The organism is Roseomonas sp. TF40 (genome assembly GCF_057219975.1).
Genome location: NZ_JBXVVR010000006.1, coordinates 321903 through 345370 on the forward strand (window position 1 = coordinate 321903; position 23468 = coordinate 345370).

The following is a 23468-nucleotide window of genomic DNA, read 5'->3' on the forward strand; positions in this document are numbered from 1 at the left end:
AGCGAACGAAGGAGCGATGCGGATGCAGGACGCGCTCAGCGAGGCTCGCGGCTACAGCGCCGAATTCGGCGAGGATCTCTCCAACCACGCCGCCATGGCGATGCTCGCGCAGCGCCGGCTCGGGGGCAGCGAGGCCGATCTGCGGCGCTTCCTTGATGCCTATCTCCTCACCAATCCGCTGCGCACGCTGTCAGCCTCCCCCGGCAGGATCACGCGCGAGACCTGGCGCGCGCATCTCGGCCAGCGCGCCATGGAGGGCGCCTATCGCGCCTTCTTCCGTGCCGAGCTCGCGCGGATCGGCGAGGCCAGGGCGCTCATCCGCCTCTACCTGCCCGACCTGCTGCCCGGCATCGCGGCCAGCGCGCTGCATGCGCTGATGCGCCTCGCCTATGCGGTGGACAGCGACGACGCGGCCGAGGTGGCGGAGGCGCTGGGCTATTGGTGCGCCACCTTCCTGCCGCTCGGTGATGGCATCGGCAGCGCGCCGATCACCGCCGAGCCGGCCGAGGTGCTGCTGCGCATCGCCGCCACGCCCGCGCTGCGCGCGATGACCTTCGACGACGGGCTGCTCTGGCACGCGATGCGCGAGACCGCGGCGATGCCCGACTTCGCGCCGGTGCATGACTGGCTCGATATCGGGCCCGAGACGCTGGGCCGCATGGCGCGCGATTCGCTGCATGTCATGGCGGCGACGATGGAGTTCTGCGCGTTGCACGCCGTCACCGGCACGCATTGGCTGCGCCTGCTGCTGCCGGTGCTCGAACCGGCCGACCAGGTTCGCGCGATCCGCTATTTCTGGCAGGCCATCGCCTCGGTCTATCCGAAGATGGAATTCCCCCTCCCGCTCGGCGCCGAGGAGGCCGCGCGCCAGCGCGCCCTGCCGGTGCCCTCCTGGGAGGCGATCGCCGCAGCCGCCGTCGCCTCCAATGACGAGCACGACATCTCCCTCGTCTGGACCTCGCGTTGCGAGGAGCAGCATTGGGGCGACCCGCTCTATCGCGTCATCGCGGCGCGCCGCGTCGGGCTGATGCCGCTTTAGAGCAATATGCGTTCAGATGGGTCGCGGCGCTGCCGCGACGCTGAACGCATTTCTTGCTCTAGATTCAATGATTTCTGGAGCATGAGCTGCGTTCATGAGAACGCAGCGTGCCCTTCGGCCTCGCCCTGCCGCCCGTTGCATCAGCGGACCCATGCCCTGATGCCCCCCGGGCCCGGCCCGGCCGGGCGCGCGGCGCGCAGGGCCTGCATCAGGCGCCTGCGCCGGGCCGCCGGCTACTCGACCCGGATGCCGGCGGCGCGCACCACCGGCGTCCAGCGGGCGATCTCGTTGCGGATGAAGGCGGTGTAGTCCTCGGGCGTCGTGGCGTGCACCTCATAGCCCTGGGCGACGAGCGTGCGGCGCAGTTCGCCGCCCTCCACCAGCGCCTCGGTGACCGCGGCATGCAGGCGCGCAACGATGGCGGGCGGCGTGCGGGCGGGGAAGAGCAGCCCGTAGAAGCCGGAGGCGATCAGCTCCGGCATGCCCTGCTCCACCACGGTCGGCACATCGGGCAGCATCGGCGAGCGCTGGTTGGACCCGATGGCGATGGCGCGCAGGCGGCCGGCCTGCACCTGCGCGCCTGTCGGCACCAGCGCATCGTAGAAGCCGTTCACCTGGCCGGAGAGCGCATCCTGGATCGCCTGGCCCGCGCCGCGATAGGCGACGACGGTGAAGTTCGCACCGCTGCGCGCGCGCAGCACTTCCGCCGTGAGATGCGTGACGGAGCCGACATTCGGCACGGCCATGCTGAATCCACCCGCGGAACGGCCCGCCGCGATCACCTCCTGCAGCGTGCGCTCGGGGCGGGAGGGATGGACCGCAACCAGCGAGGGGATCGACGCCACCAGCGAGACCGGCGCGAAGTCCCGCTGCACGTCATAGGGCAGGTTAAGCCCGAGCGCGGTGTTCAGCGCGATCGGCGCGGCGGCGAAGAGCACGGTGTAGCCATCCGGCGCGGCCTTCGCGACGGCATCCATGCCGATCACGCCGGCGGCGCCGCCGCGGTTCTCGATCACGAAGGACTGGCCGAAGCGCTCGCCAAGGCGCTGGCCGAGCTGGCGCGCCACCTGGTCGAGCGCGCCGCCCGCCGCCGTGGGAACAACCACCCGTACCGAGCGTGTCGGCCAGGTCTCGGGCTGAGCCTGGGCCAGGGCCGGCGCCCCCACCAGAAGGCCCCCCAGAAGCGCCAGCGTGAAGCGTCGCATGTCTCGAACCTCCCTGTTGCTCATTGCGGCGCCCGTGCGCCGGGCGTGATGGTCACGTCACGAATCTCGCCGCCATAGGGGAAGGCGCCGTGCTGCTCGTAGAGCGACCACAGCACCGGTCCGCGGCGGTCCAGGCCGACATCCAGGCCCTCGAAGACGCCATAGATCACCATGGTCGGCGTCAGCCGCGTCCAGGGCACCGCCTCATCCGCGCCGAGCAGCAGCCGGCCACGTCCTTCGCGGCCGCCGAGCGCCTCGATGTCGAGGGTGACCGTGTGCGCGCCCGGCGGCAGCGGCACGGCGGGCAGGTCGGTGCGGTCGCCGAAGCCGTTGTAGTGGAAGCGCAGCAGGCCGTCCTCGACCCACATCACCATGCCGCCGGTCGGATCACCGATGGCCCAGAGCACACCCTGGTCAGCCGGGCGATGGTCGAAGCGCACCGCGATGCGGAAGTTGCGCTCGGCGATCAGCGGGAACAGGTCCCAGCGATGCACCGTCTCCGCGCCTGGCAGGAAGATGCGCGGCCGGTCGGCATCCTCCAGCGCCCAGGGCGCCATGTCCGCGAATTTGTGCAGCCTGTCACGGTTGTCGAGCGGATAGACCTGGTTCGCCCAGGCCGCCTCGTCGAAGGCGGAAACGAGTTCCGCCAGCTTCTCGGGGTATCGCGCCCGCAGATCGGTGCTCTCGGAGAAGTCACGCGTCAGGTCGTGCAGGGTCCAGTTGTCCCAATCGATCTCCTCGCCGCGCTTCTGGATGGAGCGGGCGAGCCACCCTTCCCGGTAGTAGGCGCGGTTCGACCAGCATTCGTAGTACTGCTCGGTGCGCGGCGCGGGTGCATCCGGCTGCGCCAGGAGCGCGGCGAAGCTGCGGCCGTGCGGGGGCCGTGCCGCGCGCCCGTTCACCTGCGGCAAGGCCGCCGCCCCCGCGAGTTCGAGCAGGGTGGGCATGACATCCGTCACATGCACGAATTGCCGCCGTACCGCCCCGGCATCCCTGATGCGTGCCGGCCAGGACACGACGCAGGCGACGCGCCGGCCGCCCGCGCCGGTATAGGTCTTGAACGAGGGAAAGGGCGTGTTCGACACCTCACCCCAGCCGGTCGGATAAAGCGACGCGCTGCGCGGCGAGCCGAGGTCATGCGCCGTCGCGCGCTCGACCTCGCGCGGCGGCGGCGCGAGGCCCATGTAGCGGCGGTTGTTGTTGAACATCCCCGCAGGCCCACCCGCATCGGTGCCGCCATTGTCGGAGGTGATCAGGATGATCGTGTTGTCGAGTTCACCGATCCGCGCGAGGAAGTCGGTCAGCTTGCCGACATTCTGGTCGATGCAGTCGATCATCGCGGCGTAGCATTCCATGTGCCGCGCCAGCATCTCGCGATCCGCCGGGTCGGTGTCCTCCCAGCGCGGCGCACGCGGATCCGATGGCGGCAGGATCGTGTCCGGCGGGATGAGGCCCATCTCGATCTGCCGCCGGTGGCGGGCGGCGCGCAGCACGTTCCAGCCGGCGTCGTAGCGGCCGCGATACTTCGCGAGATCCGCGGGCTTCGCCTGCAGCGGCGCGTGCGGCGCGTTGTTGGCGATGTAGAGGAAGAAGGGCTTGTCGGGGGAAGAGGCGCGCAGGTCCTTCACGTAGCGGATGCCGGTGTCGGTCCAGTCATCCGTCGTGTAGTAGTCCGGGGGGAAGGTGTCGGTGCGCAGGACCTGGTTGTCGGCCATGAGGTTGGCCGGGAAGAAGAAATGCGCCTCGCCCTCCATGAAGCCGTGGAAGTGGTCGAAGCCGCGCTGCACCGGCCAGGAGCGCTTGTCGCCGCCCGGCGTGCAATCCGGCGTCGGCGTGTTGTGCCACTTGCCGACCATGTAGGTCGCATAGCCGGCGGCGCGGAGCGTCTCGGGCAGGGTGGCGCAGTCGGCCGGGATCTCTCCGCGATAGCCCGGATAGCCGGGATCATTGTTGGACAGCCAGCCGGTGCCCGCGGCATGGGCGTTGATGCCGGTCAGCAGCGCGGCACGGGCCGGCGAGCAGATCGGATGCGTCGTATAGTGGGCAAGGCGCAACCCGCCGGCCGCGAGGCGGTCGATGTTGGGCGTCTCGATCTCGCCGCCGAAGCAGCCGAGATCGGACCAGCCCATGTCGTCCATGAGGATGACGACGATATTGGGTGCGCCGCTGCGCCGGCGCGGGCGTTGGCCCCAATCCGGCCGGGAGTCCGCGCGGGCGCGCCCGATGACGCCCGCGAAGCCCGCCGGACCGCTGCGTGGCGTGTCCATGCCCGTCCTCCCCCCTTGTTGGGGGAAGCCTAACATGGCGTAGGCGCCTGTGGAGTCCGCTCGGCGTCGCCATTCAGTCGTAGGCGACGCGAAAACCGAGATGCCCGGCGGAGGTATCCGCGCTGCGCCCGCTGCGCGCCGCGATGCGGTAGCGATAGCAATAGCTGCGGTGGCAGAGATAGGAACCGCCCTTCATCACGCGTTCGCGCTCCGCCGCCGCGGCCTGGTTGCGCTGCTTCGCCGCGGCGGCGAGCGATCGCACGCGGAAGGGGTCCGCGCACCACTCCCAGACATTGCCGCAGGCGTTGAACAGGCCGAAGCCGTTCGGGGCATAGGCATCGACCGGCGCGGTGCCGAGCCAGCCATCGGCGCGCGTATTGTGGCGGGGGAATTCGCCCTGCCAGATGTTGCAGATCGCGCTGGCGTCATCCGGCTCGCGCGAGCCCCAGGGAAAGCGCGCGTTGTCGTCGCCCCCTTTCGCCGCATGTTCCCATTCGGCCTCGCTCGGCAGGCGGCCGCCGGCCCAGGCGGCGAAGGCGGCCGCGTCGGTCCAGGCGATATGGACGGCCGGATGGTCCAGGCGGTCCGCCACCGAGGAGCCAGGGCCTTCAGGCGCAGCCCAGAATGCGCCGTGCACCTGCCCCCACCAGGGCGTGCCCTCCGGCGCGGGGGCAGGCATCCCGGGGGGAAGAAAGGCGTGGAAAACATAGGACCAGCCGAAGCGCTCGGCCTCCGTGCGATGACCGGTCGCGGCGACGAAGGCGGCGAAGCGGCGGTTCGTCACGGCATGGGCGTCGATGCGGAAGGGGCGCAGCGCCAGGCGCCGCGCGGGCCCTTCGCCATCCGCGCGGAAAACGGGCGCGTGCGTGCCGATCGTCGCGCTGCCGCCGGGAATGTCGAGGATCAGCGCCGTGTCGCGCCCCTGGGCCTGCGCGCGGCCGGGCGCATCAGCCGCTTCATCTTCCCGCCTGACGGCCGGCGCACAGCAGGACCGCGCGGCGGCGGCATCTGGCAGTGTGTGGGACATCCGGCGACCCCCTCTCGTTGACATTGGTCTGGCACGCTGCCCAGCATGGAGCAACCGCCCGCACCGAACGGGGCGACAGGAGGAAACCATGCACGGCACCAAGGGAGCGGGGCGCCGCGCGCTCTTGCGCGGCACCATGGCGGGCGGCGCGGCGCTTGCCCTTCCCGTCACAGCACGGGCGCAGGGCACCTGGCCGGACCGCCCGATCCGCTTCGTCGTGCCCTTCGCGCCCGGCGGCGCCTCCGACGCGACAGCGCGGGTGACGGCGCAGCACGTCTCGACCCGGCTCGGCCGCCCCGTCGCGGTGGACAACCGCGCCGGCGCCGCCAGCACGCTCGGCACCGCGGAGGTCGCGCGCGCGACAGATGGCCATACCATCCTGCTGACGCCACCGCCCTTCGTGATCACGCAATTCGCCTATCCCAACCTGCCCTACGACCCCGTGCGGGACCTGCAGCCGGTCGCGCTGCTGGTGACGAGCCCGATCCTGCTCTACGCCCGCACCGGCTTCCCCACGCGCTTCGAGGCCATAGCCGCCTGGGCGCGTGCCAATCCGGGCCAACTCACCTATGGCACGCCGGGCAATGGCAGCCTGCCGCATGTCGCCTTCGAACTGCTGAAGCTGCGCACCGGGCTGGATGCGCTGCATGTGCCCTATCGCGGCGGCGGCCCGGCGGCCGCGGACCTCGCGGCCGGGCGGATCGACCTGATGCTGGCAAGCCCGCTCGACGTCTCGGGCCAGGTGCAGGGCGGGCGGGTGGTGCCGGTGGCCGTTGCGGGTCCGCAGCGCATCGGCGACCTGCCGACGCTCGCCGAGTCCGGGGTGCGCGACTACGACGTCGCGGGGTGGTTCGGCGTGATGGCACCCGCGACGATGCCCGCGGAGCACGTGCTGCGACTCAACGCTGCGTTCAACGCCGCCCTCGCGCTGCCTGAGGTGCGCGCCCGCCTCACGGATCTGGGCGTGCAGGCTGCCGGCGGCACGCCGGAAGCCTTCGCCGCACTGCTCCAGGCGGAACGCGCGCGCTGGTCGGAAGCCGTGCGTGCCGCGCAGGTGCGCATCGAATGAGCGCACGCCCCAATATCCTGTGGATCTGCACGGACCAGCAGCGCTGGGACACGGTTGGTGCGCTCGGCAACCCGCATATCCGCACGCCGGCGGTCGATGCGCTCTGCCGCACCGGCACGGCCTTCGGGCGGGCCTACACGCAATCGCCGATCTGCACGCCCTCACGCGCCTCGATGCTGACGGGGAAGTACCCGGCGAGCCACCATGTCTACCGCAACGGCAACGCCTTCTTCCCGCCCGGCGAGGTGCTGGTGACGAGGCTGCTTGCCGATGCGGGCTATGATTGCGGGCTGATCGGCAAGCTGCACCTCTCGGCGGCGAAGTTCCACGAGAAGCGGCCCGATGACGGATACCGCGTCTTCCACTGGAACCATCACCCCACGCCCGACGCCGCCCGCGGTGATGCCTATGAGCATTGGCTTCGGCACGAGAAGCGCGTGGACCCGCAAGCACTCTATCGCGACAAGGGCGCCTTCTGCGGCCCGGGCGTGCCGGCGGAGTTCCATCAATCCACCTGGTGCGGCGAGATGGCGGTCCGCTTCGTGACCGACCGCCGCGATGGCCCCTGGTGCCTCTCGCTCAATTTCTTCGATCCGCATGCGCCCTTCGACGCGCCGCCGGAGGCGCTGGCGCGGCTCGATCCGGCCACGCTGCCCCTGCCGCTGTGGCGCCCGTCGGATGCAGAGCGCTGGCGCGATTTCGCAGCCATAGACCAGCAGCAGAAACAGCCGGTGGATCCGACCGTGCGGCGCACCGGCGCCCCTGCCCCGCCGCCCGCGGCGCGCGATCACGACAAGGTCGCCTCCCATGTGCCGGACGACTACGACGCGCTGCAGGTCAAGGCGAACTACTATGCCATGATCGAGCATCTCGATGCGCAGGTCGGGCGCATCCTGGATGCGCTGCGTGCCACGGGGCAACTCGAGAACACGATCGTGCTCTATCACTCCGACCATGGCGAGATGCTGGGCGACCACGGCCTCGTGCTGAAGGGCTGCCGCTTCTTCGACGGGCTGGTTCGCGTGCCGATGGTCTGGTCCTGTCCGGGCCGCTTCCGGGAGGATCTCGCCAGCGAGGCGTTGGTCGAGCTGGTGGACATCGCGCCGACGCTGCTCGACGCCGCGGGGCTCGAGACGCCCTGGCAGATGCAGGGCCGCTCCCTGCTGCCGATCCTGGAAGGCCGCGCCGACCCGCACACCCACAAGCGCCGCGTGGTGAGCGAGTTCAAGGACAGCATCGGCGGCCACCCGGACCACAGCCACGGCTCGATGGTCTTCGACGGACGATACAAATCGGTCGTCTATCATGGCCATCCCGTCGGCGAGATCTTCGATCACGCCGCCGATCCCGGTGAGTTCGAAAATCTCTGGCACGACCCGACCCTGCGCGCCGAACGGCTCAAGCTGCACCTCGACGCGCTGGCGGGCACCATCAGCGCCGGTCCGCCGCGCGGCGCGCTCTACTGAGAGCGCGCCGCGTTCGGATCAACCTGGCGAAGCGGTGATGGTGGTGAAGTCGCCGCCAGCGACCTGCACCATGGCGCGGGGTCGGAGCCCGCACGGGCGCGCAAGGACGCCGCGGCAGCAGGTGGAGGATGACAGTGGCGTCGCGAGGCACCGCATCCGCATCGGTGCGGGCCACGGGGACAGAACGCAGCGAGTCGAAGCACGACCTTCGGCAAGGCCGAGCGCTTCATCGAGACAGGCATCCGCGAAGGGGCTGCGTGACGACAACACGCAGCGCCGGCACTCCGCCTTGAACGCAGCGCCATCCGGCCTGCCGGGCGGACTTCATGCCCTATGCCTTGTCGATCCCACGGAAGGGATTCCGATCGGATGATTCCACCTGACCGGAAATCGTTCCACTCTGCTGCCCCGGAAATTCGCCTGGGAATTCCAGGGTGAAGCAGGCCCCTGTCATTCTGGAACCAGTGTGATCCGGATCGCGAGACTTACCCTATAGCAATATGCGTTCAGATGGGTCGCGGCGCTGCCGCGACGCTGAACGCATATTGCTCTAGATTCAATAACTTCTAGAGCACGAGCTGCGTTCATGAGAACGCATATTGCTCTAGGGCCTGTGGACAGTTGGGGCCGGGATGCAGCCGGCGAGGGATTTTTCGGGCTGGGAAGGCGGACAGCGGAGCCGATGGCTATCCATCGGCGAGCATGGCCAACGCGCCCAGCACGGAAAAGCACCGGCGGATGCGCCCGCAGCCCAAGTGTCCACAGGTCCTAGGCTTCCTTGTAGCCGTAGTCGGGGATGCCCTGCTCATTGCCGTAGTATTTGTAGGGCAGGAACTTGCCGGACATGGTGATCTTCACGCGGTCGCCCTTGGGGTTGGCCACGCGCTCGAAGTCGAAGTCGAAATCGATGGCGGACATGATGCCATCGCCGAACTCCTCCTCGATCAGCGCCTTCCAGGCCGGGCCGTTGACCATCACCATCTCGTAGAAGCGGTAGATCAGCGGATCGGTGGGGGGCATGGGGGTGCCGCGATAGGGCACCTCGTTGAGCATCCGCGCCTCCACATCGCTGAGCCCGAACAGGGCCTGCGCCTTGGCGGCCAACGGCTTCACCAGCTTCATCTGGCCGAGCAGCGCGCCCACCACCAGGGTCGGCGACATGCCGCCGATCTCCTCGGAGATGTATTTCCAGGACCAATCCTTCTCGCGCTTGATGTCGAGGATCTTCTCGGTGAGTTCGGCACGGGTCATGGGCATTGCTCCTTCAGGCAGGTCTATGTTCGGGCACGGCGCGCGGCGACCAGCCCGGCGGCGGGCTGGCGGCAGAGAATTCGCGCGAGCGCGTGATGAGAAAGTCCAGCACATGGTCGCGCAGCGCGTGGTAGCCGGGCATGTGGTGCAGGTTGGCGCGCGTGCGCGGGCGGGGCAGCGTGTTCACCACCACCTCGGCGATGCGCGCGCCGGGGCCGTTCGACATCAGCAGGATCCGATCCGCGAGCAGAATGGCCTCGTCCACGTCATGCGTGATCATGAAGCCGGTCTGCTCCGCCTCCGTCACCAGCCGCGAGACTTCCTCCTGCAGCGCGCCGCGCGTCAGCGCATCAAGCGCGGAGAAGGGCTCGTCCATCAGCAGGATCTTCGGCCTGATCGCGAGGGCGCGGGCGATGCCCACGCGCTGCTTCATCCCGCCCGAAAGCTGCGCGGGCTTGCGATCCGCGGCATGCGCCAAGCCGACGCGCGCCAGCGCCGCGCGCGCTTCCTCCAGGCATTGCGCGCGCGTCCAGCCGGGATGGCGGCAGGCGAGCGCGAAGGCGACGTTGCCGGCGGCACTCATCCAGGGCATCAGCGCATGCGACTGGAAGATCACCGCGCGATCGAGCGAGGGGCCGGTGATCTCCTGCCCGCCCACGATCATCGCCCCCGCATCGGGCGCATCGAGCCCGGCGAGGATGTTCAGGATCGTCGTCTTGCCGCATCCCGAATGGCCGACGAGGCAGACGAACTCCCCGCGCGCGACGGAGAACCACACATCCTCGAACACCGTGGTGCTGCCGAAGCGGCGCGCGATGCCTTCGACGGAAACGTCAGGACGTTCCATCATTTCGGTGTCCTCAAGGGGCAGCCGTTCGGCCGCTCGGCCCTGCGGGCTGCGATCATGATCATCACTCCGCCCAGGCCACGGCGCGCGCCAGCAGGCCGAGCAGCCGATCAAGCAGCAGCCCCACCAGCCCGATCATCAGGATCGCGATGACGATGTCCGCGATGGAGAGGTTGTTCCACTGGTTCCACACCCAGTAGCCGATGCCCGTCCCACCCACGAGCATCTCGGCGGCGACGATCACCAGCCAGGCGATGCCGATGGAGATGCGCATGCCCGTCACGATGGTCGGCGCCGCGGCCGGCAGGATGATGCGCGTCGCGGTGCGCCAGGGCCCGGCCTCCAGCGTGCGCGCGACATTCAGCCATTCGCGCCGCGTGCTCGCCACGCCGAAGGCGGTGTTGAGCAGCATCGGCCAGATCGAGCAGATGAAGATCACGAAGATCGAGCTGATCGCGCTGTCCTTGATGGCGTAGAGCGCCAGCGGCATCCAGGCCAGTGGCGAGACGGGCCGCAGCACCTGGATGAAGGGGTTCAGCGCGGCGTTGAGCAGCGGCGACATGCCGATGGCGAAGCCCAGCGGAATCGCCACCAGCGCCGCCAGCCCGAAGCCCAGGCCGACGCGCCCCAGCGAATAGGCGATCTGCACGCCGATCCCCTGGTCATTGGTGCCGCGCACATAGAAGGGATCGGCCAGCAGTTCCATCAGCCGCACGAAGATCGCGCTCGGCGCCGGCATCGCCGTCTGCTGCCCCTGCTGCGCCGCCTGGCCGAGCAGGGCGGCGTATTCAGGATCGAGCGCGGGCCCGCTGCTCGCCGCCGGCAGCAGCGCGATCTCCCAGGCGCCGAGGAACAGCACGAGCAGCAGCAGGCTCAGCCCTGCCGAGCGCCAGACCGAAACGGATCTTGTCATGGGTCAGCTGCGGATCGCGCGCTCGGTCCAGGCGGCCGGGTTCGCGGGGTCGAAGGGGCGGCCCATGATCGTCTCGGTGCGCGTGGGGCTGGCCGGCACGGGCAGGCCGAGCTCGCGCATCGCCTTGCCCGCATCGAGCGCAAGGAACACCTGGTTCGCCACCTGCGCGTAATCCACCTCGCGCTGCAACTGCCCCCAGCGGCGCATCTGCGTCATGATCCAGATGGCCATGGAATGCCACGGGAAGGGATCGAAGCCGATGCGGTCCGGCACGCGCTGCACGCGGCCCAAGCCATCGGCGAAGGTGCCGGTCAGCACCTGGTTCACCACCGTCTCGGGCTGGTTGAGGTAGTTCGTGCCGGCAATCGCCGCCGCCACCTCACGCCGGTTCTCGACCTTCTGCGAATAGGCGGTGGCCTCCACGATCGCGCGCATCAGCGCGGCGAAGGTGTTGGGCGTGTCGGTGATCATGCTGCGCGGCACGGCGAAGGCGCAGCAGGGGTGGCCGTCCCACAGCTCCTTGGTGAGGATGTGGATGAAGCCGACGCCGTCGAAGACCGCGCGCTGGTTGAAGGGGTCCGGGCCGAGGAAGCCGTCGATGTTGTCGGCGCGGAGATTGGCGACCATCTCGGGCGGCGGCACGGCGCGGATCTGCACGTCGCGATCGGGGTCGAGCCCATGCTCGGCCAGGTAGTGGCGCAGCAGGTAGTTGTGGATCGAGAAATCGAAGGGCACGGCGAAGCGGAAGCCGCGCCAGTCGCGCGGGTTGCGCCTCTCCCGGTGCTTGGTGGCGAGCGTGATCGCCTGGCCGTTGATGTTCTCGATGGCGGCGACGGCGAAGGGAATGGGCTGCGCCACGCCGACGCCGAGCGACATCGCCAGCGGCATGGGGGCGAGCATGTGCGCGGCGTCGTATTCGCGCGCGATGGCGCGATCGCGGATCACCGCCCAGCCGGCGGTGCGGATCACCTCCACATTCAGCCCGTGGCGCTGATAGAAGCCCATCGGATGCGCCATGATGATCGGCGTGGCGCAGGTGATGGGGATGAAGCCGATCTTGAGGTCGCGCTTCTCCGGCGCGCCGGTGCCTTGCGCCAGGGCCTCCTTCGCCATGTCGAGCGGGAAGACCGAGGCAAGGGCGGCCAGCACCGTGGCGGCGCCGAAGCGCTCCACCAGCGCGCGGCGCGTCGGGCCATGGCGGAAGGTGGCGCGCAGCACGGCGGATTCCGCGACCTCGGCCATCGCCTGCTCGGTCGAGGGGCCCTCGGCGGCGCAGGCCATCGGAGTGGCATGGCGGCCGCAGCCACAGCCGCCCAGGCGGGTCTTCGGATCCAGCGGATCGGCGGTCAGGCGGCGGCGCATGGCGTTCTCCCGGCAACGAGGCTGCCAACGTCATTGCAACCCCCGTGCCGCCGCACAGGAATGCGGCAATTGGCCCCGCACATCGGCGCACAGACCAAAACTGCCTGCCGAATAGGCATATACACGCCACCAACTGGCCAAGCGGCGAGTCGCGATGCTACGCCTTGCTCGTGCCCGCCCTTCGCCCGACCCTGCTCGCGCTGCTGCTGCTTCCGGGCCTGGCCGCCGCCCAGGGACAGGCCCCCACGCCCACCCCGCGCGCGCTGCGTGAGGCCGAGCGCCAGGCCGAGGCACGCCAGGAGGCCGCCGAGGCCGCCGCCGCCCGGCTGCGCGACGCCGCCGAGGCCGAGCTGCGCTTGGCCGACCGCCGCGTCCAGGCCGCGCGCCTCGCCTTGGCCGCGGAGGCCGAGGTGCTGGCCGCGCGTGACCGCCTGCAGGCCGCCCGCCAGCAGGGTGCCGCGGCGTCGGCGGCGGTGGCCGAGCGTGCCGCCGCGCTGCGCCCGCTGCTGCCCTTCATGCTGCGCCTGTCGATGTATCCGGCCGAGACGCTGCTCGCCACGCTCGCCCCGCCGGCCGAGGCGCTGCGCGGTGTCGCGGTGCTGCGCGCCCTGGCCCAGACGCTGGAACGCGAGGCCGCCGGGCTGCGCGCCGCCCAGCTTGCGGCCGCCCTGGCCGAGGCCGAGGCGGCGCAGGAGGAAGCCGGGCTGCGCCGGGCCGAGCAGCAAGCCCGCGCCGCCGAGGCGGCTGTGGAGGCCGAGCTGGAAGAGGCCCGCCGCCGCCGGGGTGCGGCTGAGGCGCAGGAGGAACAGGCGGCGAGCCGCGCCGCCGAGGCCGCCGCCCGCGCCAGCGACATCGCCGAGATGCTGCAAAGGCTGGAGCGCGAGCGCGCCCGCCGCGCCGCCGAGGAACGCGCCAATGCCGCACTGCGCGCCGCCGAGGCCGCGCGCCGGGCGGCCGAGGAGGCGCGGGAGAGGCGCCTTGCGGAGGAAGCCGCCAGCCGACGCGCGGCGGAAGAAGCCGCCGCCCGCCGCGCCGCCGAGGAGGCCCGCGCCCGCCGGGCGCCCGAACCCGCCCGTCCTGCCCCGCCCGCCCCACCGGCCCAGGCCGCCGCCGCCCCGCCGCCCGCCGTCAGCGGCGGCCGCGCTTTGCCGGTGGCCGGGCGGATCACCTCCCAATGGGGGGAGGCCGGGGCCGGCGGGCCGCAGCGCGGCCAGACCTGGGCGGCCGCCCCCGGGGCGCGCGTCGTCTCCCCCTGCGCGGGACGGGCCGCCTATGCCGCGCCTTTCCGGTCCTTCGGGCTGTTGTTGATTGTCGATTGCGGGGGGGGATACCATTTCGTCCTGGCCGGGCTCGAAAGGCTGGACACCTCGGCCGGGCAGCGCCTGCTGGCGGGGGAGCCGGTCGGCGTGCTGGGCGGGGCTGGCGCCGGCAACGGCGCGCTTTATGTAGAGTTGCGGCGCAACGGCCAGCCGGTGGACCCCCGCCCCTGGTTCGCGGCCCGGTCGTGACGGCGAATGGCGGCGTAGACCCCCGGTTTACGCGATTTGGATATCCCCGGCCCTCCGGCCGCGGGCATGATGGGCGAAACGGCGACCCGGCGCGGCGCCGCGCAAGGATTGGGTGAAGGCATGGCGGATCAGGGCGAGCGCAGCGGACGGATGCCGGAGACCGGCGCGCCGCATGTCGGGATGGCGGCGGCGGCACAACCCACCCGCCGGCGCCGGCTCGGCACCTATGGCGCCATCGGCGCCGCCTTCCTGGCCGGCGCGGTGATCGGGCCGATCGTCGCCGTGCCCACCATCGCCGCCCTGGCGCAGGATGGCGGGCGGGCCGAGACCTACCGCCTGCTCAACCTCTTCGGCGACGTGTTCGAGCGCATCCGCGCCGAATATGTCGAGCCCGTCTCCGACCGCGACGTGGTGGAGAACGCCATCAACGGCATGCTCCAGGGGCTCGACCCGCACAGCTCCTACATGAACCCGCGCAGCTTCCGCGACATGCAGGTGCAGACGCGCGGCGAGTTCGGCGGCCTCGGCATCGAGGTGACGCAGGAAGGCGGCTATGTGAAGGTCATCTCGCCCATCGACGACACGCCCGCGGCGCGCGCCGGCGTGCGGCCGGGCGACCTGATCACCCATCTCAACGGCCAGTCCACGCAGGGTCTGACGCTGCAGGAGGCCGTGGAGCAGATGCGCGGCGAGCGCGGCAGCTCCATCCGCCTGACCATCCGCCGCGAGGGCGAGCGCAACCCGGTCGAGATCACCCTGACGCGCGACGTGATCCGCCCACAGGTGGCGCGCTTCCGGCTCGAGGGCAACGACATCGCCTATGTCCGCCTCTCCGCCTTCAACGAGCAGACCGAGGGCGCGCTGCGCCGCGCCATCACCGCCATGCGCAACCAGGCGGGCGGCAACCTCAAGGGCGTGATCCTCGACCTGCGCAACAATCCGGGCGGGCTGCTCGACCAGTCGATCCAGGTGGCGGACGACTTCCTCGAGCAGGGCGAGATCGTCTCCACCCGCGCCCGCCGCGCCGAGGATGCGCAGCGCTGGAACGCGCGCGCCGGCGACATCGCGCAAGGGCTGCCGATGGTGGTGCTGATCAATGCCGGCTCCGCGAGTGCGAGCGAGATCGTGGCCGGCGCGCTGCAGGATCACCGCCGCGCCATCGTCATGGGCGTGAAGAGCTTCGGCAAGGGCAGCGTGCAGACCGTGATGCCGATCCCCGGCAACGGCGCCATCCGCCTGACCACGGCGCGCTACTACACGCCCTCCGGCCGCTCGATCCAGGCCACCGGCATCGAGCCGGACATCGAGGTGCTGGCCACGCGCCCCGACCCCAACGCCCCGGCCCGCGACCGCGAGGCCGATCTGCGCCGGGCGCTGCGCAATGATGGCGAGCGCAGCGGCACCACCGCCACGCCGCCCCCCGCCGCGCCGCCCCTGCCGCCGCTGAGCCTGCCCGCGGGCGTGCTGGAGCGCGTGGTCCGCATGCCGGCCGAGGGCGCGCCCGCCTTCGACCCGACCAAGCCCGAGACCGACCACCAGTTGCAGCAGGCGCTGCAATTGCTGCGCGGCATCGCCGCCGCCCCGCCGGCACAGCGCCGGGCACAGCGCTGAGCAGCAGCCGGGCGGCCCCGTGCGCCTGCTGACCCGCAAGGCGCTCGGCCGCTTCTGGCTGGGGCTGGCGGTGGTGCTCGGCGCCACCCTCGGCACCCTCGCCTGGCTCGGCCCGCCCGAGCCCCCCGCGGCCGCCATCGAGGCGCCGGCCCCGCCCGTGCGGGCCGAGGCCCCGGCCGCCCCGGCGCCGCCGCCCGAGCCCCCCGCCGCGCCGCCTGCCCCGGCCGCCGCCCCGCCCGCGGCGCCGGTCACGGCGGCCCCCGAGGCCGCGCCCCTACCCGCCGCCCCGCCCCAGGCCGAGGCGGCACCCGCGCCGCCCGCCGCCCCGGCCCCGCCGCCCCTGGCCGCGCCGCCGCCCGCCCCGGCCCCGCGCCGCGCCCAGGCCGAGCCGACCATCGCGCCGCCGGATCCGCTGCTGCTGGAACGCACGCGCCAGGGGCTGGTGCCGCAACTCGGACCCGAGGGGCGCACCAGCATCCGCACCTATGCCCGCGCCTTCGACCGCGAGGATCGCCGCCCGCGCATCGGCATCATCCTGGGCGGCATGGGGCTGAACGCGCAGCATTCGGAGGACGCCATCCGCCGCCTGCCCGGCGCCGTGACGCTGGCCTTCAGCCCCTATGCGACGCGGCCCGAGCCGCTGCTGGAGCGCGCCCGGGCGCGCGGGATGGAACTGCTCAGCGCCCTGCCGCTGGAACCCGCGGGCTTCGGCACCAGGGCCGATCCGGGCGACCGCGCGCTGCTGACGGGGCTGTCGATCGGCGAGAACCTGGAACGGCTCGACTGGGCGCTGGCGCGCATCCAGGGCCAGGTGGGCGCGATCGGCGCCGAGGGCTCGATGCGCGGCGAGCGCTTCGCCCAGAATGCCGACCTGCTGGCGAGCGTGCAGACCATCCTGACCCAGCGCGGTCTGTTGTACGTAGAGCCCCGCCCCGGCGGCCCGCAGCCCGCCCGCGCCTTCGGCCGCGCCGTGGATGTGGTGCTGGACGAGCCCTCCCCCACCCGCGCGGAGGTCATGCGCCGGCTCGCGGAGCTGGAGGCGCTGGCGACGCAGAACGGCTCGGCGCTGGGCCTGGCGGGCGACCCGGTGCCCTCGGTGGTGGCGGCGCTGGAGGCCTGGGCGCTGACCCTGGAGGAGCGCGGCTTCGTGATCGCGCCCGTCACCGTGCTGCTGCGCCGGCCGGCAGACAGCCCGCGATAGGGACTACCGCGGCAGGAAGGGGTTGGTCCGGCGTTCCTCGCCGAAGCTCGAACCCGGGCCGTGGCCGCAAAGGAAGCGCATCTCGTCGCCCAGCGGCAGCAGCTTGCGCGTGATGCTGTCGATCAGCGCGTCATGGTCGCCATAGGCGAAATCGGTGCGGCCGATGGAGCCGCGGAACAGCACATCGCCCACCACCGCGAAGCCGAGCGCGCGGGAGACGAAGACCACATGGCCGGGCGCATGGCCGGGGCAGTGCAGCACGTCGAAATCCTGCCCGGCGATCCGCACCACGGCGCCTTCCTCGAGCCACTGGTCGGGCGTGACGCTCGCCATGCCGTCCATGCCGTATTGCGCGGCCTGGGCGGGAATGGCCTGGAGCAGCGGCAGGTCGTCGCGATGCGGGCCCTGCACCGGCACCTTCGCGCCCTGCGCCGTCTCCAGCGCCGCCTTCAACTCGGCCGCGCCGCCGGCATGGTCCAGGTGGCCGTGGGTGAGCAGGATGTTGTCGATGGTGCAGCCGGCGCGTTGGATCGCTGCCAAAATGCGCGGCACGTCGCCGCCCGGGTCGATGACCGTGCCGCGCTGGCTCTCCGCATCCCAGATCAGGGCGCAGTTCTGCTGGAAGGGCGTGACGGAAATCTGGGCGGCTTGGAGCTTGGGCATGGCAGGCAGGTGCCCAAGCGCAGCGCGCGCGTCAACCGCTCAGATATACACGCCCTTCATCCCGCCGGCGGGGTAGCGCGTGCCGGCGGCCGCCCCGCGCGGGATGGCGGCGTCGATGCTCGCGATCTCCTCGCCGCTCAGCAGCACCTGCAGCGCGCCGACATTCTCATCGAGCCGCGCCGGGTTCCGCGTGCCGGGAATCGCCACCACATCCTCACCCTGCGCCAGCAGCCAGGCGAGGGCGAGCTGCGCGGGGGTGCAGCCCTTGGCCTTCGCCATCGCCTCGATCTTCAGCACCAGCGCGCGGTTGTGGTCGAAATTCTCCGGCAGGAAGCGCGGATGCTGCGCGCGCCGCCCGCCCACCGCGGCCAGGTCCGTGATCGCGCCCGTCAGGAAGCCGCGCCCCAGCGGCGCATAGGCGACGAAGGCGATGCCGAGGTCGCGTGTCACCGCGCGCGTCTCCTCCGCCTCGGTACGGTAGAGCAGCGAATACTCGGTCTGCACCGCGGCGATGGGGTGCACGGCATGGGCGCGGCGGATGCGCTCGGGGTTGGCTTCCGACAGACCGAGGAAGCGCACCTTGCCCTGCTCCACCAGCCGCGCCATGGCGCCCACCGTCTCCTCCACCGGCACGTTCGGATCGACGCGGTGCTGGTAGTAGAGGTCGATCACATCGGTGCCGAGCCGCTTCAGGCTCGCCTCGCAGGCCTGCTGCACATAGGCGGCCGAGCCATCCACGCCATTGCCGCCGCCCTCGCGCCTGATCTGGCCGAACTTGCTGGCCAGGAAGACCTCGCCCCGCCGCCCCTGCAGCGCCTTGCCGATCACCTCCTCATTGTGGCCCCAGCCATACATGTCGGAGCTGTCGAGGTGGTTGGCGCCGATCGCGATGGCGTGGTGGATCAGCGCGATCGAGGCCGCGTCATCCGCATCGCCATAGACGCCGGAGAGCGACATGCAGCCCAGCCCGATGGCCGGGATCATCGGGCCGCGGGCGCCGAGGCGACGCTGGGTCATGGCTTTCATGGCGGGCTCCGGGACAGGGGTCGGGGGATCAGGGGTTGGTGAAACCGATGGCGTCCAGCGCGGCGCGCGTGGCCGGCGTGGCGAGGCGCGCCATCACGCCGCGCGCGCCCGCGCTGTCCTCGACGATGGCGGCCGAATAGCCGGTGGAGAGCGCGAAGGGTGCCGGAAAGGGGCCGAGCAGCGAGACACCCGGCCGGCCCACGATCTCGGTCGACTGGCTGACCGCAAGCTCGACCTCGCCGCGGCTGCACGCCGCCACGGCCTCGACGCCGAAGCGCACCAGCGTGGCCTTGGGCAGCAATTCCGCCATGATGCCAAGCTGCGCGACCACCGCCTCGAAATGCTTGCCCGCCGTGGCGCCGCTGCTGCCATCGGCCCAGGCGATGCTCTCGCAGGTCAGCAGCGCGGTGCGCAGTTCCTGCGCGTTGCCGATGGGCCGGCGCCGCGCGCCGTCGCGGATGGCCAGCCCCGTGGCGGTCTGGCCCATGGAGAGCCGTGTGCCGGGCACGAGCAGGCCGTGATCGGCAAGCTGGTCGAGCGCCGCGTCGCTGACGATGATCACGCCCGGCCGCTCACCCGCCAGCACGCGATCGCGCAGCGCGCCGACCGTGCCCCAGGAAATCTCGCCAGGCCAGGATTCATGCTCCAGCGCGGTCTTCACCGCGCCGCAGAAGAACAGCTTCACGCCGTGCGCTCCAGGATCTCGAAGCCACGATTGCGGTCGAGCAGATAGACCAGCCCCTGGCCGTCCGTGTCGACATCGTTGCATTGCGGGCTGGTCTGGCCCGGCGGCGGCTCGGCGAGCCAGTGCGCGACCTCGGTGGGCGCGGTGGGGTCGGCGATGTCGATCACGCGCAAGCCCCCCGCGAACCAGGCGGTGTAGAGGCAGGTGTCGTGCATGCATTCCTGGAACTGGTGCGCGCCGAAACGATCGCCCGTGTGCAGATAGGGGTTGCCGGCCTCGCTGAGGTGCCACATCGAGAGCGGCTGGATGCGCGCGGGATCCGCGACATCGAAGACCCAGAGCCCGCCATGCAGCTGGCCGGGCGTGTGTTCATGTTCCTCATCCACGCCGACCGCGATCTGCCGCCCGGCAACTGGGAAGGGCACGCGCATGATGGTGTGCGTGGGTTCGGGGAAGGGCGGGTGGTAGCGATACTCGCCGATGGTGCGGGGCTTCGTGATGTCGGTCACGTCGATGGCGCGGATGCCGGCATACCACACCGCGGCCCAGAGCGTGTCGCCCTCTCGCAGGGTATGGTGCAGGCGATGCTGCTGGCCCTGCCAGGTCGGCACCTCGCCGGCCGCGATGTGCTGGCCCGGCATGTGCCAGCGCGAGACCTCGCGCGGGTTGGCCGGATCGGCCAGGTCGTAGATCACCAGGATGTTGCCGACATAGCCCTCCATCTCGGTCGAGATGTAGGCGTAGTTCGCATCCATGTCGAAACGATGCACGCCGATGCCGCCGGTGAGCTGATGCTTCAGCAGGCGCGGGCGGGTGCGGTCCGCGATGTCCCACAGGCGGAAGCCGCCCTCGGCATAGGCGGGCGCGGTGAGGGAGGCGCGCGCGCGCGGCAGGAAATCGGGCTTCACCTTGATCGCGGCGGCAAGCTCCGCATCGGTGATGGGCCTGCCATGCTGGGCAAGGTGCTCGGCCTCGATCTGCGGGATGCGCTTCGCGCGGCGCAGCGCGTGGCGGTCATCCTGCTCGACATTGGTGATCATGAGGTCGCCCGCCACGCGCACCTTGTGGGTGTGCGACGCGTTGGAGGGCGGGTCGAGGCTGGCCACGATGCGCGGGTTGCGCGGGTCGGAGATATCCACGATGGAGGTGCCGTGGGGCGGCTTCATGTGGCCGATATAGGCGTAGTTGCCCTGCACCGTGACCTGCCCGCCGCCCGGCATGTCCAGCCAGGCGAGGCGCTTCATGCCCTTGGCGGAGACCGATCCCTCACTCATCGCAGCATCCTTGTTCAACGCGCCGCGCGGCGCGCCAGCACGCGCTCACGCCAGATCGGCACGACGACGGAAATCACCAGCAGCACCCACAGCGCATTGGCGATGGGCGAGGAGAACAGCACCATGATGTCGCCCTGCCCGATGCGCAGCGAGCGCAGCAGGTAGCGTTCGAAGATGGGCCCGAGCAGCACGCCGATCAGGATCGAGGTGACGTGGTAGTTCGTTTTCACCGCGATGTAGCCGATCACGCCGAAAGCAAGGGCAAGAGCCATGTCGAAGATGTATTCGCGATCCGCGAAGGCGCCGACCACGGTCAGGCCCAGGATCAGCGGCACGATGATGTGCACCGGCACGCTCACCACCTTCGAGGCATAGCGCGCCATCGGCAGGATCAGCGGGATCATCAGGATGTAGGCGACCGTCATCATGACGAAGACGCCATAGGCGATCTGCGGCTGCTCCTGGAACAGGCGCGGGCCGACCACGATGCCCTGGTATTGCAGCACGATCATCATCACCGCGGCGGTGGAGCCACCCGGCACGCCGATCGCCATGGTCGGCACCAGCGTGCCGGAGGTCACGCCGTTGTTCGCACTCTCGGGCGCGATGACGCCGGGCGGGAAGCCCGTGCCGTAAAGCTCGGGCGTCTTCGAGAAGAGCCGCGACTGCTGATAGGCGACGAAACTCGCGATATAGGCGCCCGCGCCGGGGATCACGCCGACGACGAGGCCCAGGAAGGCGGTCCAGACGATCTGCCACCAGTACTTCACGCACATCCACAGGCCGTCGATCGTATCCGCCCATTGCGGGCGCTGCGTGACGGCGGGCTTGGTGCTGTCGAACTTCTCCTCGAGCATGACGAGGCATTCGCTGACGGCGAACAGCCCGATCAGCACCGGCACCAGCGGCAGCCCGTCATAGAGTTCGAGGAAGCCGAAGGTGGCGCGCGGCGTGGAATAGACCTGGTCGGTGCCGATCGCGCCCAGCATCAGGCCGAACATGCCGCCGATCAGGCCCTTCAGCATGTCCTTCGCCGCCAGCACGGCGATCAGCGTGAGGCCGAAGAGGATGATGACCACCATCTCGACCGAGCGCAGCAGCAGCCCGACCTGCGCGAGATAGGGCAGGATCGCCAGCACCGCGACCGAGGTGATCAAGCCCCCCGCGACGGACGCGACGAAGGAGAGCACCAGCGCCTGCTGCGCCTGGCCCTTCTTGGTCATCTGGTAGCCGTCGATGCAGGTCGCCGCCGCCCCACCGCTGCCGGGGATGTTCACCAGGATGGCCGGGATGCCGCCCGAGAGATGGTTCGCGCAGTAGAGCGAGATCATGAAGGCGAGCGCGGCCTCGACATCCACCGCGAGGGTCACCGGCAGCAGGATGATCAGCGTGTTCTGCGGCGAGAAGCCCGGCAGCACGCCGACCACGAGGCCGAGCGCGATCCCCGGGATGATCGCCCACCACAGGCCGAAGGAACGGCCGAAGAGATCGGCGATGGTGCCGAGGTCAAGCTCCATCAGTCACCGCCCCCGAGGCCGAAGAGCGCGCCCATGGCCTGTTCGAAGAAGCCGGCCGGGAAGCGCGTGCCGAGCCCGAGCACCAGCGTCGCCCAGACCAGCAGCGGCGTGATCACCGACACGCCGATCAGCGTCGGCCAATGCCGCGCGCCCAGCACCCACATGCAGGCGAAGAGCATCAGCGCCAGGGCGATGGTGGTGCCCAGCAGCGGCAGCGCCACCAGGAAGGCGACGCAGAGGCCCAGCAGCATCAGCCGCACGCGATCCGTCGCCGGATCGCCGCCCAGCGTGGCGCGCAGGCTGACCTCGCCGCGCGCCATCCGCACGCCGATGCGCAGGCAGAGCAGGCCGACCAGCACCAGCAGCACGCCCCCGATGACGATGCCGTTCGCCTTCGCCTCCCAGGCCAGCTCGGTCACCGTCCAGAAGTAGTAGGCGGTGAAGCCCACGGCCATGGCGGGGATGATCAGCTCCTGCCCGACCGGCTTGCGCGCCCCGCGCGGCGGCTGGCCCGGCATCAGCGTTGCGCGGAAAGCTGCTGGCGGTAGCGGTTCGCCAGTTCGATCATGCCCAGCGCGTATTCGGTGCAGAGCGCGCGGTTGCCGAAGCGCACCGTCTCATCCGGCTGGCCGGCGCGCGCCAGGGCGGCGCGGAAATCCTGGTCGTTGAAGACGCGCGCGGCGGTTTCCTCGAGCAGGCGGAAGCGGTCCGGGAAGCGGTCGATGGCGCGGGTATGGATGGCCCAGGAACGCGAGGAATAGAGATCGGGTATGGTGGTGCCGAAGACCTGGTTGATGGTCGGCGCGTTGTCGGTCAGGCGCGCCACCACATTCTCCCGCGCGAAGACGCCCAGCACCTTGAGCCGCCCGGCCTGCGCCGTGAGGCCCGAGACCGGCAGCGCGCCCACTTCCGCCTCGCCGCTCATCACCGCGACCATGGTGGGGCTGCCGCCGCCATAGGGAATCAGGTTGAAGCGCGCGCCCTGCGCCTCACCCAGGGCGAGCATGCCGATCGAGGCCGGGTGCGGGATGCGGCTGACCGCGACATTCACCGGGCGACGTTTGGCTTCCGCGACGATATCCTCGACGCGGCGGAAGGGCGAATTCTCGCGCACATAGATCGCCGAATCATCGATGTCGATGCGGCAGAAATAGGAGATGTCCTCGGGGAAGCGGAAGCGCGGGCGCTGCAGCGCATACATGATCATCTCCGGCCCCATATTGCCGAAGAGCAGGTTGTAGGCGTCGGCGTCGCGGCGCTGGACGAAGAGCTCGTAGCCCACCTGCCCCGCCGCGCCGGCGTGGAATTCGTATTCGAACTGCCGGCCATTGAGCAGCTTCGACCAGCCATCGTCGAAGCTGCGCGCGAGACGATCCGCCCCGCCCCCCTGGCCTGTCGGGATCACGACGCGGAAGTTGCGCGCCGGGAAGGCGGCCTGCGCGGCGGCAAGGCCGGGCGCCATCGCGGCACCGGCCAGGCCGGTGAGCGCGGCGCGGCGCGTCATCAGGGGAGTCTGCATGGTCCGGTCCTCCGTCTT

The 23468-nt window shown here is 70.8% G+C and carries 20 protein-coding genes; 6 read left to right on the top strand and 14 right to left on the bottom strand.

Annotated features, from left to right (window positions below; all coding sequences use genetic code 11):
• Positions 1-22: 22 nt before the first annotated feature.
• Positions 23-1039, top strand: coding sequence for a questin oxidase family protein (locus AC2D9U_RS18255; protein WP_484751632.1), 1017 nt, complete (start codon positions 23-25; stop codon positions 1037-1039).
• Positions 1040-1272: 233 nt separating this feature from the next.
• Here the strand turns inward: AC2D9U_RS18255 and AC2D9U_RS18260 are convergent, their stop codons facing one another.
• The 3 genes from AC2D9U_RS18260 to AC2D9U_RS18270 form a co-directional block, all read right to left on the bottom strand.
• On the bottom strand, positions 1273-2244 hold the full coding sequence (locus tag AC2D9U_RS18260) for a Bug family tripartite tricarboxylate transporter substrate binding protein (protein WP_484751633.1): 972 nt from the start codon (positions 2242-2244) through the stop codon (positions 1273-1275).
• Positions 2245-2264: 20 nt separating this feature from the next.
• Positions 2265-4511: an arylsulfatase gene (locus AC2D9U_RS18265; RefSeq protein WP_484751634.1), complete on the bottom strand. Its 2247-nt coding sequence runs from the start codon at positions 4509-4511 to the stop codon at positions 2265-2267.
• A gap of 73 nt (positions 4512-4584) precedes the next feature.
• Positions 4585-5538 (bottom strand): SUMF1/EgtB/PvdO family nonheme iron enzyme, encoded by a 954-nt coding sequence (locus AC2D9U_RS18270; RefSeq protein ID WP_484751635.1) that lies wholly within the window; start codon positions 5536-5538, stop codon positions 4585-4587.
• Between the two features lie 88 nt (positions 5539-5626).
• Here AC2D9U_RS18270 and AC2D9U_RS18275 point away from each other — a divergent pair, with 88 nt between their 5' ends.
• Both AC2D9U_RS18275 and AC2D9U_RS18280 read left to right on the top strand, forming a co-directional pair.
• Entirely contained in the window at positions 5627-6607 is a 981-nt protein-coding gene (locus tag AC2D9U_RS18275; protein WP_484751636.1) for a Bug family tripartite tricarboxylate transporter substrate binding protein, read from the top strand.
• Positions 6604-8073 carry a sulfatase family protein gene (locus AC2D9U_RS18280; protein WP_484751637.1) on the top strand — a complete coding sequence of 490 codons (1470 nt, stop codon included), beginning with the start codon at positions 6604-6606 and terminating at the stop codon, positions 8071-8073. Before AC2D9U_RS18275 ends, AC2D9U_RS18280 begins: the two co-directional genes overlap by 4 nt.
• A 768-nt stretch (positions 8074-8841) precedes the next feature.
• On the opposite strand, the gene cynS is transcribed toward AC2D9U_RS18280, so the two are convergent.
• From cynS to AC2D9U_RS18300, 4 genes are all read right to left on the bottom strand, one after another.
• Positions 8842-9324, bottom strand: coding sequence for a cyanase (cynS, locus tag AC2D9U_RS18285; protein WP_484751638.1), 483 nt, complete (start codon positions 9322-9324; stop codon positions 8842-8844).
• Between the two features lie 13 nt (positions 9325-9337).
• On the bottom strand, positions 9338-10171 hold the full coding sequence (locus tag AC2D9U_RS18290) for an ABC transporter ATP-binding protein (RefSeq protein WP_484751639.1): 834 nt from the start codon (positions 10169-10171) through the stop codon (positions 9338-9340).
• A 64-nt stretch (positions 10172-10235) separates the two neighbouring features.
• Positions 10236-11084, bottom strand: a complete 849-nt coding sequence (ntrB, locus tag AC2D9U_RS18295) for a nitrate ABC transporter permease (RefSeq protein ID WP_484751640.1) — start codon at positions 11082-11084, stop codon at positions 10236-10238.
• Between the two features lie 3 nt (positions 11085-11087).
• Entirely contained in the window at positions 11088-12446 is a 1359-nt protein-coding gene (locus AC2D9U_RS18300; RefSeq protein ID WP_484751641.1) for a CmpA/NrtA family ABC transporter substrate-binding protein, read from the bottom strand.
• 170 nt (positions 12447-12616) lie between these two features.
• Here AC2D9U_RS18300 and AC2D9U_RS18305 point away from each other — a divergent pair, with 170 nt between their 5' ends.
• From AC2D9U_RS18305 to AC2D9U_RS18315, 3 genes are all read left to right on the top strand, one after another.
• The gene (locus AC2D9U_RS18305; protein WP_484751642.1) at positions 12617-13954 is read left to right on the top strand and encodes a murein hydrolase activator EnvC family protein; all 1338 of its coding nucleotides are present in this window, start codon (positions 12617-12619) and stop codon (positions 13952-13954) included.
• A 120-nt stretch (positions 13955-14074) separates the two neighbouring features.
• Positions 14075-15565 (top strand): S41 family peptidase, encoded by a 1491-nt coding sequence (locus tag AC2D9U_RS18310; RefSeq protein WP_484751643.1) that lies wholly within the window; start codon positions 14075-14077, stop codon positions 15563-15565.
• A gap of 19 nt (positions 15566-15584) precedes the next feature.
• The gene (locus AC2D9U_RS18315) at positions 15585-16766 is read left to right on the top strand and encodes a divergent polysaccharide deacetylase family protein (RefSeq protein ID WP_484751644.1); all 1182 of its coding nucleotides are present in this window, start codon (positions 15585-15587) and stop codon (positions 16764-16766) included.
• A 3-nt stretch (positions 16767-16769) separates the two neighbouring features.
• Here the strand turns inward: AC2D9U_RS18315 and AC2D9U_RS18320 are convergent, their stop codons facing one another.
• Genes AC2D9U_RS18320 through AC2D9U_RS18350 form a run of 7 tightly spaced genes read right to left on the bottom strand, consistent with a single transcriptional unit; the run spans position 16770 to position 23450 of the window.
• Positions 16770-17429 carry an MBL fold metallo-hydrolase gene (locus AC2D9U_RS18320; RefSeq protein ID WP_484751645.1) on the bottom strand — a complete coding sequence of 220 codons (660 nt, stop codon included), beginning with the start codon at positions 17427-17429 and terminating at the stop codon, positions 16770-16772.
• A gap of 39 nt (positions 17430-17468) precedes the next feature.
• Positions 17469-18446 (bottom strand): aldo/keto reductase, encoded by a 978-nt coding sequence (locus tag AC2D9U_RS18325; RefSeq protein ID WP_484751646.1) that lies wholly within the window; start codon positions 18444-18446, stop codon positions 17469-17471.
• Positions 18447-18483: 37 nt separating this feature from the next.
• Positions 18484-19140: a molybdate ABC transporter substrate-binding protein gene (locus tag AC2D9U_RS18330; protein ID WP_484751647.1), complete on the bottom strand. Its 657-nt coding sequence runs from the start codon at positions 19138-19140 to the stop codon at positions 18484-18486.
• Positions 19137-20414, bottom strand: coding sequence for an LVIVD repeat-containing protein (locus AC2D9U_RS18335; RefSeq protein WP_484751648.1), 1278 nt, complete (start codon positions 20412-20414; stop codon positions 19137-19139). The genes AC2D9U_RS18330 and AC2D9U_RS18335 overlap by 4 nt, the downstream gene beginning before the upstream one ends.
• 14 nt (positions 20415-20428) lie before the next feature.
• Complete coding sequence (locus AC2D9U_RS18340) at positions 20429-21931, bottom strand: tripartite tricarboxylate transporter permease (RefSeq protein ID WP_484751649.1); 1503 nt, start codon at positions 21929-21931, stop codon at positions 20429-20431.
• Positions 21931-22449 (bottom strand): tripartite tricarboxylate transporter TctB family protein, encoded by a 519-nt coding sequence (locus tag AC2D9U_RS18345; RefSeq protein WP_484751650.1) that lies wholly within the window; start codon positions 22447-22449, stop codon positions 21931-21933. The genes AC2D9U_RS18340 and AC2D9U_RS18345 overlap by 1 nt, the downstream gene beginning before the upstream one ends.
• The gene (locus AC2D9U_RS18350; protein ID WP_484751651.1) at positions 22449-23450 is read right to left on the bottom strand and encodes a tripartite tricarboxylate transporter substrate-binding protein; all 1002 of its coding nucleotides are present in this window, start codon (positions 23448-23450) and stop codon (positions 22449-22451) included. The genes AC2D9U_RS18345 and AC2D9U_RS18350 overlap by 1 nt, the downstream gene beginning before the upstream one ends.
• Between the last annotated feature and the right edge of the window lie 18 nt (positions 23451-23468).